Annotated in this window: 14 protein-coding genes; 4 read left to right on the top strand and 10 right to left on the bottom strand. The window is 73.5% G+C overall.

The window, feature by feature from the left end:
* Nucleotides 1-17 precede the first annotated feature (17 nt).
* The 10 genes from ACWDBE_RS23795 to rsmH all read right to left on the bottom strand — a co-directional run bounded on the left by ACWDBE_RS23795 (nucleotide 18) and on the right by rsmH (nucleotide 12680).
* Entirely contained in the window at nucleotides 18-794 is a 777-nt protein-coding gene (locus ACWDBE_RS23795; RefSeq protein ID WP_449808996.1) for a cell division protein FtsQ/DivIB, read from the bottom strand.
* Nucleotides 787-1893 carry an undecaprenyldiphospho-muramoylpentapeptide beta-N-acetylglucosaminyltransferase gene (gene murG / locus ACWDBE_RS23790; RefSeq protein ID WP_392869323.1) on the bottom strand — a complete coding sequence of 369 codons (1107 nt, stop codon included), beginning with the start codon at nucleotides 1891-1893 and terminating at the stop codon, nucleotides 787-789. Before murG ends, ACWDBE_RS23795 begins: the two co-directional genes overlap by 8 nt.
* Before the next feature lie 6 nt (nucleotides 1894-1899).
* A complete protein-coding gene (gene ftsW, locus ACWDBE_RS23785; protein ID WP_449789840.1) occupies nucleotides 1900-3237 on the bottom strand; it encodes a putative lipid II flippase FtsW in 1338 nt (445 codons plus the stop codon).
* 79 nt (nucleotides 3238-3316) lie between these two features.
* A complete protein-coding gene (gene murD, locus ACWDBE_RS23780; RefSeq protein WP_449808995.1) occupies nucleotides 3317-4750 on the bottom strand; it encodes a UDP-N-acetylmuramoyl-L-alanine--D-glutamate ligase in 1434 nt (477 codons plus the stop codon).
* Nucleotides 4747-5808 (bottom strand): phospho-N-acetylmuramoyl-pentapeptide-transferase, encoded by a 1062-nt coding sequence (gene mraY / locus ACWDBE_RS23775; RefSeq protein ID WP_355249882.1) that lies wholly within the window; start codon nucleotides 5806-5808, stop codon nucleotides 4747-4749. Before mraY ends, murD begins: the two co-directional genes overlap by 4 nt.
* Nucleotides 5808-7211, bottom strand: a complete 1404-nt coding sequence (locus tag ACWDBE_RS23770) for a UDP-N-acetylmuramoyl-tripeptide--D-alanyl-D-alanine ligase (protein ID WP_449789841.1) — start codon at nucleotides 7209-7211, stop codon at nucleotides 5808-5810. Before ACWDBE_RS23770 ends, mraY begins: the two co-directional genes overlap by 1 nt.
* The gene (locus ACWDBE_RS23765) at nucleotides 7208-8860 is read right to left on the bottom strand and encodes a UDP-N-acetylmuramoyl-L-alanyl-D-glutamate--2,6-diaminopimelate ligase (protein WP_449808994.1); all 1653 of its coding nucleotides are present in this window, start codon (nucleotides 8858-8860) and stop codon (nucleotides 7208-7210) included. The genes ACWDBE_RS23770 and ACWDBE_RS23765 overlap by 4 nt, the downstream gene beginning before the upstream one ends.
* Nucleotides 8861-8867: 7 nt before the next feature.
* Nucleotides 8868-11057: a penicillin-binding transpeptidase domain-containing protein gene (locus tag ACWDBE_RS23760; RefSeq protein ID WP_449808993.1), complete on the bottom strand. Its 2190-nt coding sequence runs from the start codon at nucleotides 11055-11057 to the stop codon at nucleotides 8868-8870.
* The gene (locus tag ACWDBE_RS23755; RefSeq protein WP_449808992.1) at nucleotides 11054-11548 is read right to left on the bottom strand and encodes a cell division protein FtsL; all 495 of its coding nucleotides are present in this window, start codon (nucleotides 11546-11548) and stop codon (nucleotides 11054-11056) included. Before ACWDBE_RS23755 ends, ACWDBE_RS23760 begins: the two co-directional genes overlap by 4 nt.
* Nucleotides 11549-11705: 157 nt before the next feature.
* Nucleotides 11706-12680 carry a 16S rRNA (cytosine(1402)-N(4))-methyltransferase RsmH gene (gene rsmH / locus ACWDBE_RS23750; protein WP_449789845.1) on the bottom strand — a complete coding sequence of 325 codons (975 nt, stop codon included), beginning with the start codon at nucleotides 12678-12680 and terminating at the stop codon, nucleotides 11706-11708.
* Nucleotides 12681-13218: 538 nt separating this feature from the next.
* Here rsmH and ACWDBE_RS23745 point away from each other — a divergent pair.
* From ACWDBE_RS23745 to ACWDBE_RS23730, 4 genes are all read left to right on the top strand, one after another.
* The gene (locus ACWDBE_RS23745) at nucleotides 13219-13761 is read left to right on the top strand and encodes a beta-class carbonic anhydrase (protein WP_449789846.1); all 543 of its coding nucleotides are present in this window, start codon (nucleotides 13219-13221) and stop codon (nucleotides 13759-13761) included.
* Between the two features lie 398 nt (nucleotides 13762-14159).
* Entirely contained in the window at nucleotides 14160-15074 is a 915-nt protein-coding gene (locus tag ACWDBE_RS23740; protein ID WP_449789858.1) for an AAA family ATPase, read from the top strand.
* Nucleotide 15075: 1 nt separating this feature from the next.
* Nucleotides 15076-16398 carry a DUF58 domain-containing protein gene (locus ACWDBE_RS23735; RefSeq protein WP_449789847.1) on the top strand — a complete coding sequence of 441 codons (1323 nt, stop codon included), beginning with the start codon at nucleotides 15076-15078 and terminating at the stop codon, nucleotides 16396-16398.
* The gene (locus tag ACWDBE_RS23730) at nucleotides 16395-18821 is read left to right on the top strand and encodes a transglutaminase family protein (protein ID WP_449808991.1); all 2427 of its coding nucleotides are present in this window, start codon (nucleotides 16395-16397) and stop codon (nucleotides 18819-18821) included. Before ACWDBE_RS23735 ends, ACWDBE_RS23730 begins: the two co-directional genes overlap by 4 nt.
* Nucleotides 18822-18905 lie beyond the last annotated feature (84 nt).

Genomic DNA, 18905 nt, shown 5'->3' with positions numbered 1-18905 from the left:
GCAGAGAACCTACCGGATCATCCCGACACCGCCGGCGCCTCCGGCGCCGTCACGTCGAAGTTCGTGCCCTTCTGTTTCATCAGGGCGACCAGGACCCGGGCCTTGCGGTCGATCTGCTCCGGACTCCCCCAGCGCACCGTCGCACCCCCGCTGAGCTGCAACTCGATGTCGTCGTACGAGTGCACCAGCACCGATCCCGCCCGCTTGGCGACCTCCGGCGGCAGCCCGGCGGCCACCGCCACCGCGCCCTGCACCAACTGCGAACGGGAGATCACCCCGTCCGCGTCGTTCGCCTGCTGACTGAGCCGCAGCTCGACCACGGGAAGGCCCTCCGGCGGGGCCGGTTCGGTGGCGAAGCTCACGCCCCCGGCATCCACCTGGGTGAACTGGCCGTCATCCCCCTTGACCGCGGCCACCGCCTTGCGTTCGACGACCTTCACCCGCAGGGTGTGCGGCCAGCCCCGCCACACCTCGGCGCCGGCCACCCGGGGGACCGCCTCCACCCGGTGGCGGACGTCGTCCAGGTCCACGCGCGCCAGCGGGCCGTCGCCGAGCCCGCCGATCGTCGCGCGGACCTGGTCCGCCGTCAGCTTGCCGTCGCTGGTCCCCTGGACGGCGACGTCGCGCACGTCCAGGACCGAGGAGAAGAACACCAGCCAGGCCAGCACGCCGGACACCGCGGCGCCGAGCGCGCCCAGCACCACGATGCCCCGCCGGGAGAGCCGGAGGCGGGGAGCGGACTCCTCCTCCTCCAGCTCCTCCTCCAACGGGTCGGCGAGCCGGCCGTCAGCCACGGCGGCGGCCGCCGCGGTGGGCCTGGATCGCCTCGTAGACCATGCCGACCAACAGGTCGTCGGCGTCCCGGCGACCGAACTCGGCGGCCGCCCGGCTCATGTCCCACAGCCGCTGCGGGTCGGTGAGCACCGGCAGCACGTTCTGCAGCACCCAGTCCGGGGTCAGCTCGGCGTCGTCCACCAGCAGACCGCCGCCGGCCTTGACCATCGGCTGGGCGTTCAGCCGCTGCTCGCCGTTGCCGATCGGCAGCGGGACGAAGGCGGCGGGCAGGCCGACGGCCGCCAGCTCGGCCACCGTCATGGCGCCGGCCCGGCAGAGCATCATGTCGGCGGCCGCGTAGGCGAGGTCCATCCGGTCCAGGTACGGAACCGGACGGTACGGCGGCATCCCGGGGACGTCCGCCACCTGCGGCAGCTCGTTCTTCGGGCCGACCGCGTGCAGGATCTGCACGCCGTACTGCTGGAGCCGCGGGGCGATCGCGGTGATCGTCTCGTTGAGCCGGCGCGCGCCCTGGGAGCCGCCGGAGACCAGCAGCGTGGGCAGCCGCTGGTCGAGGCCGAAGTACTGGCGGGCCTCGGGGCGGGCGGCGCCGCGGTCCAGGGTGGCGATGGTCCGGCGCAGCGGGATGCCGATGTACCGGGAGTCGCGCAGCTTGCTGTCCGGCGTGGAGACCGCCACGAAGTCGCTGTAGCGGGCGCCGATCTTGTTGGCCAGGCCCGGGCGGGCGTTCGCCTCGTGCACCACGATCGGCACGCCGGCCCGCTTGGCGGCCAGGTAGGCGGGCATCGCGACGTAGCCGCCGAAGCCGACCACGGCGTCCGCGTTGACCCGCTCGATGATCTCCTGGGCGGCCCGGACGGTGCCGCGCAGCCGGCCGGGGACGGTGATCAGCTCCGGGGTGGGCTTGCGGGGCAGCGGGACGGCCGGGATGAGCTCCAGCTGGTAGCCGCGCTCGGGTACCAGCCGGGTCTCCAGTCCGCGCTCGGTGCCCAGGGCGGTGATCCCGACGGACGGGTCGTGCCTGCGGAGGGCATCCGCGAGGGCCATGGCCGGCTCGATGTGACCGGCGGTCCCCCCGCCGGCGAGTACGACATGCACCGAAATTCACCGCTCCCTGCGTGCCGGCCCCGGGGCCGGGCGCGCTGTGGTTCGTCGTCGTGGCAGCACCCGGGCCAGTTGTCTCCTGATCCGGGAGTTCTTGGTCCGGGCGGCCAGGGCCGCCTTCGCGCCGGAGGAACTGCGCGCCAGGCACAGCAGCACTCCGATCGCGGACATGGCCGACAGCATGGCGGAACCGCCGTAGGAGAACAGCGGGAGCGGGACGCCCGCGATGGGCAGCAGTCCCAGTGCCGACCCCAGGTTGATCATGGCCTGCGCCATGATCCAGGTGGTGGCGGCTCCCGCGGCGTACCTGACGAAGGGGTCCTTCGTGCCGATGGCCACACGGATACCCGCGTAGCCTAGTGCCGCGAAGAGGCCGAGGACCGACAGCGTCCCCACCAGACCGAGTTCCTCGCCGGTCGCGGCGAAGATGAAGTCGGTGTGCGCCTCGGGCAGCTGGCCCCATTTCTCCACGCCGGCGCCGAGGCCGGTGCCGAAGCCGCCGCCGTTGGCGAACGCGAAGGCGCCGTGCAGGGCCTGGAAGCACGCGCCCTCCGGGTCGATCTTGGTGACGCCGATGCAGCTCAGCCGCTCCGCCCGGTGCGGCACGGTGACCACCAGGGCGGTGCAGACCACCACCGCCACCCCGAGGGTGGCCACGAACAGCCGCAGCGGCGCGCCGACCATCCAGAGCAGTGCGAACACCATGGCCACCAGGATCATCGAGGTGCCCATGTCGCCGCCGAACATGATCAGCGCGAGCAGCAGCAGGGCTCCCGGCACCAGCGGCACCAGCAGGTGCTTCCAGGAGGTGAGGGTCCCGGCCTTCTGCTTGCGGGCGAGCAGGTCGGCGCCCCAGAGCACCAGCGCGAGCTTGGCGAACTCCGAGGGCTGGAACTGGAAGAAGCCGAAGTCCAGCCAGTTCTGGTTGCCGTTGATCCGCACCCCGATGCCGGGGATGGCGACGAGGGTGAGGGCGCCGATCACCCCGATCATCACCGGGTAGACGATCACCCGCAGCACCGCCAACGGGACGGAGGCGAAGCCGATCAGCAGGACCAGGCCGAGGATGGCCGCGATCAGCTGCTTGAGGAAGTAGTACTGCGCCGTGTGGTGCTGGTTCAGGGCGAGGATCTGCGAGGCCGAGAAGACCATCATCAGACCGAGCACGACCAGCAGCAGGGTGCTGCCGACGATCAGCAGGTACGGGGTGAGCGGCCGGTCCAGCCAGTACCGCACCCGGGCCCGGAGGGCCTGGACGCGGGCCAGTGGACCGGCCGACTTGTACTTGGTCGTGGTGGCGGAGATCACTCTCATCGGCTCGGCGGCGTCCCGCTTCACGACGCCGGAATCCGCTCTGCCCTGCCCCGCCACCGCTCCCCGCTCACTCTCTTCCGTCCGACGCTCCGCGCCGGCCCGCCTACTCGCCCGCCAGCTCCCGGACGGCCGCCGCGAAGAGGTCGCCGCGCTCGCCGTAGTTGGTGAACATGTCCATCGAGGCGCAGGCCGGTGCCAGCAGCACCGTGTCACCCGATCGGGCGAGCGACGCGGCCGTTCGAACGACCTCGGCCATCGCCACCGCGCCAGTCTGGCCCTCGGCCGCCTCGATCACCGGCACATCCGGAGCGTGTCGTTCCAGTGCCTCGCGGATCACCGCCCGGTCCTGGCCGATCAGCACCACCGCGCGCAGCCGCTCGGCCGCGCCCTGCACCAGGTCGTCGAAGGTCGCGCCCTTGGCCAGGCCCCCGGCGATCCAGACGATCGGCCGGTAGGCGGCCAGCGAGGCGGCCGCCGCGTGGGTGTTGGTGGCCTTGGAGTCGTCGATGTACGTGACCTCGCGGACCGTACCGACCTCGGCGATCCGGTGGGCGTCCGGGCGGAAGGCGCGCAGGCCCTCCCGGACGGCCTTCGGCTCGACGCCGTACGCCCGGGCCAGCGCCGCCGCGGCGAGCGCGTTGGCGATGTTGTGGGGCGCCGGCGGGTGCACGTCGGCGACGGCTCCCAGCTCGGCCGCGTTCTTGGCCCGGTCCTCGACGAAGGCGCGGTCCACCAGCAACCCGTCCACCACGCCGAAGTTCGACGGGCCGGGCGCGCCGAGGCCGAAGCCGATCGCCCGGCAGCCCTCCTCGACGTCGGCCTCGCGGACCAGCGCCTCGGTGGCCGGGTCGGCCAGGTTGTACACGCAGGCGACCACGTTGCCCTCGTAGATCCGGCCCTTGTCGGCGGCGTACGCCTCCATCGAGCCGTGCCAGTCGAGGTGGTCGGGCGCCAGGTTGAGCACCGCCGCCGAGTACGGGCGCAGCGAGGGCGCCCAGTGCAGCTGGTAGCTGGAGAGCTCGACCGCGAGCACGTCGTAGGGCTCCTCGGCGAGCACCGCGTCCAGCACCGAGACCCCGACGTTGCCGACCGCGGCGGTGCGCTTGCCGGCGGCGGTGAGGATCGAGGCGAGCATCTGGACGGTGGTGGTCTTGCCGTTGGTGCCGGTGACGGCCAGCCAGGGGGCGGGCTCGCCGGTGCCGGGCAGCGGCTTGCGCAGCCGCCAGGCCAGCTCGACGTCGCCCCAGACCGGCACCCCGGCCGCCTCGGCGGCGGCGAACAGCGGGCTGTCCGGCGCCCAGCCGGGCGAGGTGACGATCAGCTCGGTGCCCTCGGGCAGGCTCGCGCCGTCGCCGAGCCGCACGGTGACACCCAGCGCCTCCAGCTCGGCGGCCCGGGCGGCCAGGCCGGGCCCGCTGCCGCCGTCCACCACGGTGACCCGGGAGCCGAGGCCGTGCAGGACGCGCGCGGCGCTGATGCCCGAGACGCCGAGCCCGGCCACGACGACCTGCAGGCCCTGGAAGTCGGGGTTGGTCATCCGGTCACCCATCCCGCGTAGAACAGGCCGAGGCCGACCGCGACGCACAGGCCCTGGATGATCCAGAACCGGACGACGATCAGGACCTCGGTCCAGCCCTTGAGTTCGAAGTGGTGCTGCAGTGGCGCCATCTTGAAGACGCGCTTGCCGGTCATCCGGAAGGAGCCGACCTGGATGATCACCGAGAGGGTGATGATCACGTAGAGGCCGCCGAGCAGGGCGAGCAGCAGCTCGGTGCGGGAGCAGATCGCCAGACCGGCCAGGGCGCCGCCGAGGGCGAGCGAGCCGGTGTCCCCCATGAAGATCTTGGCGGGCGAGGTGTTCCACCACAGGAAGCCGAAGCAGGAGCCCATCAGGGCGGAGGCCACGACGGCGAGGTCCAGCGGGTCGCGGATGTCGTAGCAGTTGGCGGTCGCGGTGATGGCGTAGGCGCAGCTCTGGGTGTGCTCCCAGATGCCGATGAAGGTGTAGGCGCCGAAGACCATCACCGAGGCACCGGTGGCGAGGCCGTCCAGACCGTCCGTCAGGTTCACGCCGTTCGACATCGCGGCGATCATGAAGTACGCGAAGATGACGAACAGGACGGGGCCGATCGCCCACTTGAAGTCCCGGACGAAGGACAGGCTCTGGGACGCCGGGTTGAGCCCGCGGTCGTCCGGGAACTGCATCGCCAGGACGGCGAACCCGAGGCCGACGATCGACTGGCCGGCCAGCTTCGCCTTGGCCCGCAGGCCCAGCGAGCGGCGCTTGACCACCTTGATGTAGTCGTCCAGGAAGCCGACCAGGCCGAGGCCCGCGGTCAGGAAGAGCACCAGCAGCCCGGAGGCGGTCGGGCTCTCGCCCGTTATCGCCTTCGTGGCGAAGTACGCGATCAGGGTCGCCAGGATGAAGGCGATGCCGCCCATGGTGGGCGTGCCCTTCTTGCTGTGGTGCGCCTTCGGGCCGTCGTCACGGATGTACTGGCCGTAGCCGTGCTTCGCGAGCAGCTTGATCAGGGCGGGGGTGCCGAGCAGCGACAGGATGAGACCGATCATCCCGGAGAAAAGGATCTGCTTCATTATTCGGCCACACCGTCCGCCAGGAGGGCCTCGGCCACCTTCTCCAGCCCCACCGAACGGGAAGCCTTCACCAGGACCACATCCCCCGGCCGAAGCTGACTGCGCAGCAGCTCGACCGCCGCGTCCGCGTCGGACACCAGCACCGACTCCTCACCCCACGAACCTTCGTTCCTCGCGCCGAGTTCCATGCAGGCCGCCTCGCGTCCGCCGACCGCCACCAGCTTGGTGACGTCCAGCCGGACGGCGAGCCGCCCGATGGCGTCGTGCTCGGCCAGGCTCTCCTCGCCGAGCTCCCGCATCTCGCCGAGCACCGCCCAGGTGCGGCGGCGCTCCGGGCCCCGGCCCCCCATCGAGACGAGCGCCCGCAGCGCGGCCCGCATCGAGTCGGGGTTCGCGTTGTAGGCGTCGTTCACGATGGTGACACCATCGGCCCGGTCGACGACCTCCATGCGCCAGCGGGACAGCGCACCCGCTTCGCCCAGGGCTGCCGCGGTGTCGTCGACGGACATCCCGAGCTCCACCGCCACCGCGGCGGCGGCGAGGGCGTTCGAGACGTGGTGCTCACCGTACAGGCGCAGCTGCACGGGCGCGGAACCGGCCGGGGTGGTGAGCGTGAACGATGGCCGCCCGGTGGCGTCCAGGCGAACGTCGGTGGCCCGTACATGGGCGTCCGGGGATTCCCCGAACAGGACCACCTTCGCCCTGGTACGGGAGGCCATCGCGCGCACCAGCCGGTCGTCCGCGTTGAGGATCGCGGTGCCGTCGGCGGGCAGCGACTCGACCAGTTCGCCCTTGGCCTCGGCGATCGCCTCCTGGGAGCCGAACTCGCCGACGTGGGCGGTGCCGACGTTGAGGACCAGGCCGATCCGGGGCGGGGTGATCGAGGTGAGGTACTCGATGTCGCCCTTGTGCCGGGCGCCCATCTCCATGACCAGGTGCCGGGTGCCGGCCTCGACCCGCAGCGCGGTCATCGGGTGGCCGATCTCGTTGTTGAGCGAGCCGGGCGGGAAGACGGTCTGGCCGCGGCGCTGGAGCAGCTGGGCGATCAGGTCCTTGGTGCTGGTCTTGCCGGCCGAGCCGGTCAGCGCGACCACGGCGGTGCCCTCGGCGCGGGCGACCACCGTGCGGGCCAGCCTGCCGAGCGCCTCCACCACACTGTCCACCAGGACGGCGGGCACGCCGACCGGGCGGGAGGCCAGCACCGCGACGGCGCCGTCCTCGACCGCCTTGGCCGCGTAGTCGTGGCCGTCCACGTTCTCGCCGACGAAGGCCACGAACAGGCCGCCCGGGCCCACCTTCCGCGAGTCGACCTCGACCGGGCCGGTGACCAGGGCGTCCGGGTCGGCGCCGTCCAGCGTGCCTCCGACAGCGGCGGCCACCTCGGCGAGGGTCAGTGCGATCACTGCTGCTCTACTCCTCGGTCGCCCCGTGCGGCCGTGGTCCGCGCGATGGATTCGCGCAGCACCTCCCGGTCGTCGAAGGGGCGGATCTCGTCTCGTACGTACTGGCCGAGCTCGTGGCCCTTGCCGGCCACCAGCACGGTGTCCCCCGCCTGGGCGCGGGCGACGGCGAGCCCGATCGCCTCGGCCCGGTCGGGGACGACCAGGACGGCGCCGCGCTCGGCCTCGGGCACCGTGGCGGCGCCGGTCAGCATGCTGGCGAGGATCGCCAGCGGGTCCTCGCTGCGCGGGTTGTCGCTGGTCAGCAGGGCGGTGTCGGCGAGACGGGCGGCGATGGCGCCCATCGGGCCGCGCTTGTGCGGGTCACGGTCGCCGCCGCAGCCGACCACGACGTGCAGCCGGCCCTCGGTGACCTCGCGCAGCGAGGCGAGGACGGCCTTGAGGGCGTCCGGCTTGTGCGCGTAGTCGACGACGGCGACGAAGGGCTGTCCGGCGTCCACCCGCTCCAGCCGGCCCGGGACGCCGGGCACGGCGGCGACGCCGGCCACGGCCCGGTCCAGCGGCAGCCCGGCGGCGACCAGCGTGGTGATCGCGGCGAGCGCGTTGGCGACGTTGAACGGGCCGGGCAGCGGAACGGAGGCCTCGGCCTCGGCGCCGTCCGGGCCCAGCACCCGGAAGGTGGAGCCGACCGGCCCCAGCCGGACGTCCACGGCCCGCCAGTCGGCCTCGGCGGCGCCGGTGGCCGAGAAGGTGGTCACCGGGATCTTGGCCTCGGCGGCGAGCCGGCGGCCGTACTCGTCGTCCAGGTTGACCACGCCGTGGCGGGACTTGCCGGGCTGGAAGAGCCGGGCCTTCGCCTGGAAGTAGTCCTCCATGTCCGGGTGGAAGTCGAGGTGCTCGGGGGTCAGGTTGTTGAACAGCGCGACGTCGTACGCCACCCCGTCGGTGCGGCCGAAGACCAGGGCGTGGCTGGAGACCTCCATGGTCACCGCGTCGGCGCCGCGCTCGGCCATCACGCCGAGGATCGCGTGCAGGTCGGTGGCCTCGGGGGTGGTGCGCTCGCTCTTGATCCGCTCCTCGCCGACCCGCATCTCGACGGTGCCGATCACGCCCGGGCTGCGCCCGGCGCCGCGCAGACCGCCCTCGACCAGGTAGGAGGTGGTGGTCTTGCCGTTGGTACCGGTCAGCCCGATCATCAGCAGCCGCCCGGAGGGGCGGCCGTAGACGATCGCGGCCAGCTCGCCCATGACGGCCCGCGGCCGGTCGACGACCAGCAGCGGCAGGCCGGTGGCGGCCGCGATCTCGGCGCCGGCCGGGTCGGTGAGCACCGCCACCGCGCCGGCCTGGGCGGCCTTGGCGGCGAAGGCCGCGCCGTGGTGGTTGGCGCCCGGGAAGGCCACGTACACGTCGCCCGGCCGGACCGCGCGGGAGTCGTGGGTGACGCCGCTGACGGCGCCGCCCTCGACGGGCGCGAGGCCCAGTTCGGCGGCCAGCTCGGCGAGCGGAAGGGCGGTGGTCCCGGTCGGGCGGGGCGGACTCACGGTGGTTTGATCGGGTTTCGGCACGGCGGGAAGGCTATCCGCCGAAGGGTGTCCAGGGCCAAACCGGCCCTGCGCCGCGCCGTGCTCCGGCCCCGTCCGTTCGTTGCTCATCGCTCGCTCACGGCTTCCAGTCGACGGTGAGGTTGGGCGCCTGGCTGCCGCTCGGCGGGACCTGCATGGTCTTCAGGGTGAACTCCATCACCTGCTTGAACACCGGGCCGCAGAGCTGCCCGCCGAAGTGGCCGTTGACCGGGCCCTGGAGGGTGCAGGAGACGGTGTACCGGGGGGCGTCGGCGGGGGCGAAGCCGATGAAGGAGGCGGTGTAGCCGTCGTAGCCGACGCCGTTGGCGGCGCCCCGGTTGGCGGTTCCGGTCTTGCCCGCGACCCGGTAGCCGGGGATGGCGGCCTTGCCGCCGGTGCCCTGCTCGTCGTCGACGACCGACTCCAGCATCGAGGTGAGGGTCTTGGCCGTCTCCGGGCTGACCACCCTGGTCTGCTCCCCCGGCGCGCTCGGCTTGTACGTGCCGTCCGGGTCGGTGACGCCCTGGACGATGCTGGGCGCGACCCGCACCCCGCCGTTGGCGATGGTCGAGTAGACCGAGGTGGCCTGCAGCGCGTTCATCTGCATCGGGCCCTGGCCGAAGGAGATGTTGTACTTCTCCGAGGCGACCAGGTCCTCCGGCTTCTTGAGCATCCCGGGGGTCTCCCCGGGGAAGCCCAGGCCGGTCGGCGCGGCCACGCCGAACTTGCGCATGTAACCGTCGAGGGCCTGGTTGGCCTTCAGCTGGTCGCCGTCGCCGAGGGTCTCGACCGCCTCGATGGTGCCGATGTTGGAGGACTTGGCCAGCACCCCGGCCAGGGTCAGGTACCAGGTGTCGTGGTCGACGTCGTCCTTGAACTGCTGCCCGGCGCGGACCAGCCGGTTGGGCACGGTGACCTTGGTGTCCCAGGTGGCCTTGCCGGAGTCCAGCACGGCGGCCATGCTCATCAGCTTGGCGGTGCTGCCCGGCTCGTACGCGTCGCCCAGGGCGGGGTTGCCCAGCTGGGCCTGCTTGGACAGGCTCAGGTCGTTGGGGTTGAAGCCGGGCGCGGTGGCCATCGCGAGGACCTGGCCGGTCTTCACGTCCTGGACGACCACGTAGCCCTTCTCCGCGCCGGAGTTGGCCACCTGGTCGGTGATCGCCCGCTGGGCGGCCCACTGGATGTCCCGGTTGACGGTCAGCTTCACGTCGCTGCCCGACACGGCCGGCTCCATCGAGCCCCCGGCGGTCGGCACCAGCCGCCCGCCCGACTGGGCGTAGCTGCTGTGACCGTCCTTGCCGGCCAGCAGCTTCTGGTACTGGAGTTCCAGGCCGCCGGCGCCCTCGCCCTCGGCGTTGACGAAGCCGACCAGGTTGGCGGCCAGGCCGTCCGCCGGGTAGATCCGCTTCTGGGTCTCCCGGTTGAACACCCCGGCCAGCGGGTTGGCGCACTCGTTGTCCACCCGGGTGCGCCCGCCCTGGTCGGCGGGCTTGCCGAGCAGCTTCTTCTGGGCCTGGCAGGCCCGCGATCCTGCCTGCTTCTCCAGGCCCGACTTGAGGTCGCTGATCTGCTTCTTGGCGGCCGGGGTCTGCTGGGCCGCGAGGCGCTTGTAGCGGCTCTTGGGGGTGTGCAGATCGGCGGCGATCTTCTCCTTGGGCACGCCGAGGATCGGCGACAGCAGCGCGGCCGCCTGCTCCGGCGCGTCCGGGATGCCGGTCGCCTCCGGGGTGAACATCGCCGGGTCGGCGGTGATGTCGTACGCGTCCACGGTGGCCGCCAGGGCGACCCCGTCGGAGGACGTTATCGAGCCGCGCTCGGCGGTGATCGGGATGTTCAGGTAGCGGTTGGTGTTGGCGTCGGCGGCCAGCGCGTCGGCGTCCACCAGCTGGAGCTGCACCAGGCGGCCCGCGAAGACGGAGAACACCAGCGACAGCACCACGGTGATCGCCCGTAGCCGGCGCTTCGGCTCGGCCAGCTTGAGCGCCTTGGGGCGCAGCGGCGGACGGCCCTTCGGGCGCACCGCGGCCTGGCTGCGGGCCGGCGGGCGGCCCTCGGGGCGGCGCTGCTGGGGTGCCCGCGGGGTACGGCCGACGGACGCCGACTTGGCGGGCTGGGCCTTGGCCGACTGGCTGCGGGCGGGCTGGGCCTTGGCCGACTGGCCCCGGGCGGGCTGGCCCTTGGCGGGCTGACTGCGGCCGGAGGCGGACTGCGCGCTGCCCCGGGGGACCGGACGGCGGCCGTTGCCGCTGCCGGATCCGGAACCGGAAGGCTGACGTGGAGGAGTCATCGGCCGGCACCCCCGCTCGGCTTCGCGGCCGCGGTGGGCTGGACCGGGTTGAGCTGGATCACCGAGTCACCGGCGGAGGCCGCCGGGGTCGGCGCGGGCGGCGGGGCGGCCGGCGGCGGGGCGGCCGGCGAGGGCCCGGCGGCGGGCTGGGCCGCGCCGGACTGGGCCCTGGTCGGCCACGGCTCGGCCGTGGAGCGCTTGACCGGCGGGCTGTCCTGCGCAGCGCCGGGGGCGCCGACCACCTTGCCGCCGTTCGGGACGTCCAGGAAGGCCATCCCGCCGGCCGGTACCAGGCCCAGCTCGGCGGCGCGCCTGGCCAGCGCGTCCGGGGCCGAGTTCTTGTCGATCTCGTGCTGGAGGCTCTGCTGCTCGTCGGTCGCCGCGGTGGTCTGCTTCTGCAGCCGGGACAGCTCGAAGGAGCCCTCGTTGAGCGCGGTGTTCAACGCGAGCAGGCCGAGCAGCCCGGCCGCCAGCAGCACCACGATGAGCACCGCGAACGGCGTACGCCGCCGTACCGGACGCCTGCCCGGCCGGACCGTGATCCGCGCCCTGCCCTGCCCGGGGAGTCCACCCCGCCCCGCCCGGACCTCACCGGCCACCGGCCCCACTGCTTTCCTCCGCCCTTCGGACCCCGCCGGGGCCGGTTCGTCAGCCCCGCTTGCTTCGGTCCCTGATCCTCTCCGCCACCCGCAGCCGTACGGGCGCGGCGCGCCGGTTCTCCTCGATCTCCTCCTCGGTGGCCAGCTCGGCACCGCGAGTGATCAACTTGAGCCAGGGCTGGTGCTCCTCCGGGATGAACGGCAGCCCCGGCGGGGCGGTGCTGGTCGCACCGGCGGCGAAGTACTGCTTGACCAGCCGGTCCTCCAGCGACTGGTAGGACATCACGACGATCCGGCCGCCGACCGCGAGGGCGTCCAGCGCGCCGGGGATGGCCCGGTCCAGGACCTCCAGCTCGCCGTTGACCTCGATCCGCAGCGCCTGGAACGTCCGCTTGGCCGGGTTCCCGCCGGTCCTGCGGGTCGCCGCCGGGATGGCGTTGCGCACCAACTCGACCAGACGCGCGCTGTTGGTGAACGGTTCCTTCTCCCGCTCCCGCAGGATCACCGAGGCGATCTTCCCGGCGAACCGCTCCTCGCCGTACACCTTGAGGATCCGGGCCAGGTCGCCGTGGCTGTAGGTGTTCAGCACCTCAGCGGCGCTGATCCCCCGGGTCTGGTCCATCCGCATGTCCAGCGGCGCGTCCTGCGCGTACGCGAAACCGCGCTCCGCCTCGTCCAGCTGCATCGAGGAGACGCCGAGGTCGAACAGGACGCCGTCCACCCGGTCGATGCCCAGGCGCTCCAGCACCTCGGGGATCTCGTCGTAGACGGCGTGCACCAGGGTGGCCCGGTCGCCGAACGGGGCCAACCGCTCGCCGGACAGCTTCAGCGCCACCGGGTCGCGGTCCACCGCGACCAGCCGCACGTCGGGGAACTGGGTGAGCAGCGCCTCGCTGTGCCCGCCGAGGCCGAGGGTGGCGTCCACCACGACGGCACCGGGGCGGGAGATCGCCGGGGCCAGCGCGTCCATGCACCGCTGGAGCATCACCGGAACGTGCTTGGGGCCCGGTTCGTTGGTGGTCATGCGCGGTGGCGCCCTTCCTCGGTGCGGAGCAGCCCGACGTCCGGGAGCTGCGACCATTCTCGCCCACCGCGCCCCGGCACGACGAAGCGGCCCGTGGTCCCCGCCCGCTCGAGGGGAAGATCGTGACCGCCCGGCGCCGGGGAAGGTGCGCCAGGTGGGCACGGAGCGGGAGGAGGCCACGGGCCGCGTCGAACGGGCCGCACCGGCCGGGAGGACCCCGTTGACGGGCCCCGGCGGGTGTGCTCCACTGCGCCGCAAACTCTATCGCGCGGGTCCTGCCAGTCAATGGCCCGCTCCGGCGCACCACCCGGGCGGCGGTACGGATCACCGCAGGTCGCAGCCGTCGGGGCGGCCCGGCGGCGGTGCGGACTGGGGGCCTTCGGCGGCGGGCGCGCGCCCCCTGTCCGCCACCGCGTGCGGGCACTGTGGGACCAGCCGGGACAAACCCTCCGGTTGTGGCTATGCGCTCGATCACAGCGCCGGGTTCTGTCGCCACTCTCCCCACCGCGCGGGCCCGATCCGCACTAACGTCGCCACCATGACAGTGACACCTGACCGGCCCTCGCCGAACGCCGCTGCCGCCCCTGCCGGACCCACCGTCATCGACCGCTTCGTCACGGCCAACCGCAGCTACGCGGTGACCTTCCAGGACGGCGGCATGGACGCCCGTCCGGTGCAGAAGATCGCCGTGGTCGCCTGCATGGACGCCCGCCTCGACCTGTTCGCGGCGCTCGGCCTCGAACTGGGCGACGCGCACGTCATCCGCAACGCCGGCGGCGTCGTCACCGACGACACCATCCGGTCCCTGACCATCAGCCAGCGCGCCCTCGGCACCCGCTCGATCGCGCTGATCCACCACACCGGCTGCGGCCTGCTCGGACTCACCGAGGACTTCCGCCGCGAGCTGGAACTGGAGGTCGGCCAGCGCCCGCAGTGGGCGGTGGAGGCCTTCGTCGACCTGGACGGCGACGTCCGCCAGTCCATGCAGCGCGTCCGCACCTCTCCCTTCCTGCTCCACACCGACGACGTCCGCGGCTTCGTCTTCGACGTCCACACCGGCCTGCTGCGCGAGATCGACTGACCCGCTCCGCCCGCCCCGGCCCGGCCGACGACGTCCGGGCTCTCGGGCATTCGGGCGTCTCCGAATGGTGACTTCCGGCCGTCCCGCGAGGGAGAATGCGCCTGCCGGTCGGACCCCGAACCACCTGGGGCGGCCAGGCCGCAGGCCGCCTTCCCGGCACCGGATCCCTCGTGCGGAACCGCCCCCGGGACGGCCGCGTCAAGCATGGGGTGGGGTCCGGCCTCGGGACGGGGCGGGCACAGGGTGCCAGGGAGCGTAAACGGGTGACGAGCTACAACGACCAGGCCGGTCTCGGCAGTCCTGCGGGGGACGAGAAGCAGAGGGCGAACGGGTACCGGCAGGTCGGGCTCCCCGAGCTCGCCGCGGTCGTCGACCGCGTCCGCGCCAACGTCGAGAGCGTGATCGAGGGCAAGCCGGAGGCCGTCCGGATCGCCCTGACCGTCCTGCTCGCCGAGGGCCACCTGCTGCTGGAGGACGTGCCCGGCGTCGGCAAGACCATGCTGGCCAAGGCGCTCGCCCGCTCGCTCGACTGCACCGTGCGCCGCATCCAGTTCACGCCCGACCTGCTGCCGTCGGACGTCACCGGCACCAACATCTACGACCAGCAGCGGCACGACTTCGAGTTCCGCCCGGGCGCGATCTTCGCCCAGGTCGTGGTCGGCGACGAGATCAACCGCGCCTCGCCCAAGACCCAGTCCGCGCTGCTGGAGTCCATGGAGGAGCGCCAGGTCACCATCGACGGCACCAGCTACGAACTGCCCTCGCCGTTCATGGTCGTGGCCACCCAGAACCCGGTCGAGATGGAGGGCACCTACCCGCTGCCGGAGGCCCAGCGCGACCGCTTCATGGCCCGGATCTCGATCGGCTACCCCAGCCCCGAGGCCGAGCTCGCGATGCTGGACGTGCACGCCGGCGCCAGCCCGCTGGAGGACCTCCAGCCGGTCGCGCACGCCTCCGACATCCTCAAGCTGATCGACCTGGTCCGCGGTGTGCACATCGCCGACCCGGTCCGCCGCTACGCCGTCGACCTGGTCGGCGCCACCCGCACCAGCCCCGAGCTGCGCCTGGGCGCCTCGCCCCGCGCCACCCTGCACCTGGTCCGGGCCGCACGCGCCGCCGCCGCGCTGGACGGGCGCGACTACGTCACCCCGGACGACATCCAGCGCCTCGCCGTCCCGGTCCTGGCGCACCGTCTGATGCCGACCGCCGAGACCCAGCTCAGCCGCCGCACCTCCGAGCAGATCGTGGCCGACCTGGTCTCCCGGCTGCCGCTGCCGCGCCCGCAGGGCGGCCCGGCCGTCCGGAGGGGCTGAGGTGGCCCAGTCCGACTCGGCGTCGGGACTGCGGGCCGGGCTCCGCGGTCTCACCACCCGGGGGCGGTCCTTCCTCGCCGCCGGGGTCACCGCGGTGGTCTGCGCGTACCTGCTCGACCAGGACGCCCTGCTGCGCGTCGGCGTGCTGCTCGCCGCGCTGCCGCTGGCCGCCGTGGTGGTGGTCGCCAACACCCGCTACCGGGTGGCCAGCGGACGCCGGCTCAGCCCGCGCCGGGCGGTCGCCGGCCAGGAGGCCCGGGTCCACCTGCGGGTCGACAACGTCTCCCGGGTGCCCACCGGCGTGCTGCTGCTGGAGGACAAGGTCCCTTACGTGCTCGGGCCGCGCCCGCGCTTCGTGCTGGACCGGGTCGAGCCGCGCGGCCACCGCGAGGTCTCCTACCGGGTCCGCTCCGACCTGCGCGGCCGCTACCCGCTCGGGCCGCTGCAGCTGCGGCTGTCCGACCCGTTCGGGATGTGCGAGGTGACCCGCGCCTTCACCGCCTCCGACGTCCTCACCGTCGTCCCCCAGGTCCAGGCCCTGCCGTCGGTACGGCTCAGCGGCGAGTGGATCGGCCAGGGCGAGAGCCACAGCCGCACCCTGGCGCTGGCCGGAGACGACGACGTGATCCTGCGCGAGTACCGGCCCGGCGACGACCTGCGCCGGGTGCACTGGCGCTCCACCGCCCGGTACGGCGAGCTGATGGTGCGCCGCGAGGAGCAGCCCCAGCAGGCCCGGGCCACCGTGGTGCTGGACACCCGGGAGATCGCCCACCGGGGCAGCGGCCCCGCCTCCTCCTTCGAGTGGGCGATCGGCTGCGCCGCCTCCGTCGCCGTGCACCTGCTGGAGCGCGGCTACCAGACCCGGCTGCTCACCGACACCGGGCAGTCCGTGCCCGGGCCGGGCGCGGGCGGAAGCCACAGCACCGCCGACACCTCCGGGCTGGTCCTGGACGCCCTCGCGGTCGCCGACCTGTCCGACGGCGGCACCCTCTCCCGCGCCGAGGACCCGCTGCGGGCCGGCGGCGAGGGCCTGCTGGTCGCCGTCCTCGGCGAGCTGGACGAGGCCCAGGCCACCCGGCTGGGCCGGCTGCGCAGCCGGGCCGGCGGGGCGATCGCCTTCCTGCTGGACACCGGCACCTGGGCCGGCCTGCGGATGCTCGCCCCGCACACCGGCGGCGACGACTTCGAGGCCAGGGTCCGGCAGCTGCGGGAGTCCGGCTGGACGGTCCTCCCGGTGCGCGCCGGGGACTCCGTACCGGACCTGTGGCGGGCCGCCGACGGCAGCAGGACGACCGCCCCCTACCGAGAAGAGGCCGGCGCGTGACCACCCGGGCCAAACTGACCGCGTACTCGGCGCTGGCCACCGCCCTCGCCTCGCTGTGCATGATGCCGCTGCTCACCACCCGCAGCTGGCTCACCCACGCCTTCCTGGTGGTCGCCGTGATCGCCGCGGTCGGCGCGGGCCTGCGCCGCGCCCCGCTGTACCGCTGGACGGTGCCGCTCGGGCAGCTGCTGGTGCTGCTCCTGCTGATGCTGCTCGGCTTCGCCGGCGCCGGCGGGGTGCTGCCGGGACCGGCCACCCTGCGGGTGCTGGGCCAGGTCTTCAGCGCCGGCCTGGACGACATCCAGCAGTACGCCATCCCGGCTCCGCCCAGCGCCGGACTACGGCTGATCCTGGTCTCGGCGGTCGGTCTGATCGCCGTCGCGGTGGACACCGTCGCGGTGACCTACCGGCGCTCGGCGCTGGCCGGGCTGCCGCTGCTGGCACTGTACTCGGTCGGCAACGGCCTGGCCGGGGAGCACGGCAGCTGGGTCTGGTTCGCCGCCGCCGCGGCCGGCTACCTGCTGCTGCTGTTCGCCGAGGGCCAGGACCGGGTCTCCCGCTGGGGCCGGGTGTTCTACGGCGGCGCGCGCGGCGCCACGGAGTCCGGCAGGGTCAACCCGGGCGGCCGCCAGGTCGGCGTGCTGGCCCTGGCGGTGGCGCTGCTGCTGCCCGTCGTCCTGCCGAACTGGAGCTCCGGACTGCTGGACTCCGGCTCCGGCGGATCGGGCGGCAAGCACGCCGGCGGGAGCCTGTCGACCAGCCTCGACCCGCTGGTCAGCCTGGAGGCCGCGATCACCAAGCCGACCGACGAGGAGCTGCTCACCTACACCATGGAAAGCCCGCTGGCCGACCAGATCTACCTGCGGACCGGCTCGCTCGACCAGTTCGACGGCACCAACTGGAAGCTCGGCAGCACCGCGGTCACCGACCTCCCGGCGACCCTGCCCACCCCCGAGGGCCTGCGCAACGCCCAGGTCCCGCGGATCGAGGGCGACTTCAAGGTCAAGGAACGGCTGACGGGCAGCTGGCTGCCGATGCCCTACCCGGCCGCCACCGTCCAGGTCCCCAACCGCGGCGACTGGAAACTCGACCCGCTGACCCGCACCGTCCTGCCGACCAACGACAAGGCGATCCGCGGCCTGGAGTACCACGTCAGCGCCCTGGACCTGCGGCCCACCGCCACCGAGCTGCGCCTCGCGGCCTCCGCGCCGTCCGACATCAGGGAGCACTACACCGCCGTCCCGGCCGACCTGCCGCCGGTGGTCGCCGAGAAGGCCAAGTCCGTCACCGCCGGCGCGCGGAACGACTACGACCGGGCGACGGCACTGGTCAACTGGTTCACCGGGCCGGACTTCGAGTACGACACCTCGGTCAACGGCGGCACCGGCAACAACGCGATCGCCGTCTTCCTGCAGGACCGCCGGGGCTTCTGCGTGCACTTCGCCTCCACCATGGCGGCGATGGCCCGGGTCCTCAAGATCCCGGCCCGGGTGGCCGTGGGCTTCACCCCCGGCGACAGCAAGGGCGGCGACAAATACTCGGTGACCGGCCGGATGTACCACGCCTGGCCGGAGCTGTACTTCGCGGGCTACGGCTGGCTGCGCTTCGAGCCGACCCCGAGCCGCGGCGTCCCGGCCCGCTACACCGACACGTCCAGCGCCCCGACCACCGCTCCGACCCAGCAGGCGACCGCCGCCCCGCAGACCGCGTCGGCCGCCCCGGCGCCGACCTCCAGCTCGGACTGCACCCCCAAGCAGCGCCAGCTGGGCGAGTGCGGTACCAAGGACAAGGCCCTCTCCACGGCCGCCGAGGAGTCCTGGTTGCTCTCCGGCCAGGTGCTCGGCACCCTGGCCGCGGTGCTCGCGCTGATCGCCCTGCTGCTCGTCCCGATGCTCTGGCGCACCGCCCTGCGCCGCCGCCGGCTGGGCGGCGGCGGGCGGCGCGGGCCCGGCGGCGGACCGGCGGAGCTGACCGACGCCCAGGTGCTGGCCGCCTGGGACGAGCTGATCGACTCCGCCTGGGACCTCGGAATTCCCCCGGACGAGTCACGCACCCCGCGCTCGGCGGCGCACCGGATCACCGAGAAGGCGAAGCTGGACGCGGACTCGGCGGCGGCCACCGGCCGACTGGCACTGGCCACCGAGCGGGTGCTCTACGCCCCGCCCGGGCAGGCCGCCACGGAGCCGTTGGCCGCCGACGTCCGCACCGTCCGGCGGGGGATGCTGGCGACGGCCGGGCGGGCCGGGCGGACCCGGGCGCTGCTGCTGCCGCCGTCCTCGGCGCAGCTGTGGTGGCGGATCTCCGACGCGGGGCGGGCGGTCCGGACGGCGGTCGGCACCGCGGTCGAGCGGATGGTCGAGACGCTCTCCGCGCCGGCGCGGCGGGTGCGCGCCCGGCGCGAGCGGTCCACTCCGGAGTCCTGACTCCGGCGTCCGGTCCCGGGACGAGGGTCCGGACACGAAGCCGGGGCGGGCAGTCGATCGACTGCCCGCCCCGGCTTCACAGGT

The sequence above is a fragment of the Kitasatospora sp. NPDC001132 genome, assembly GCF_053598415.1.
The sequence above is the reverse complement of the archived record's forward strand: the minus strand, read 5'-3'. Positions and strand labels throughout refer to the sequence as shown.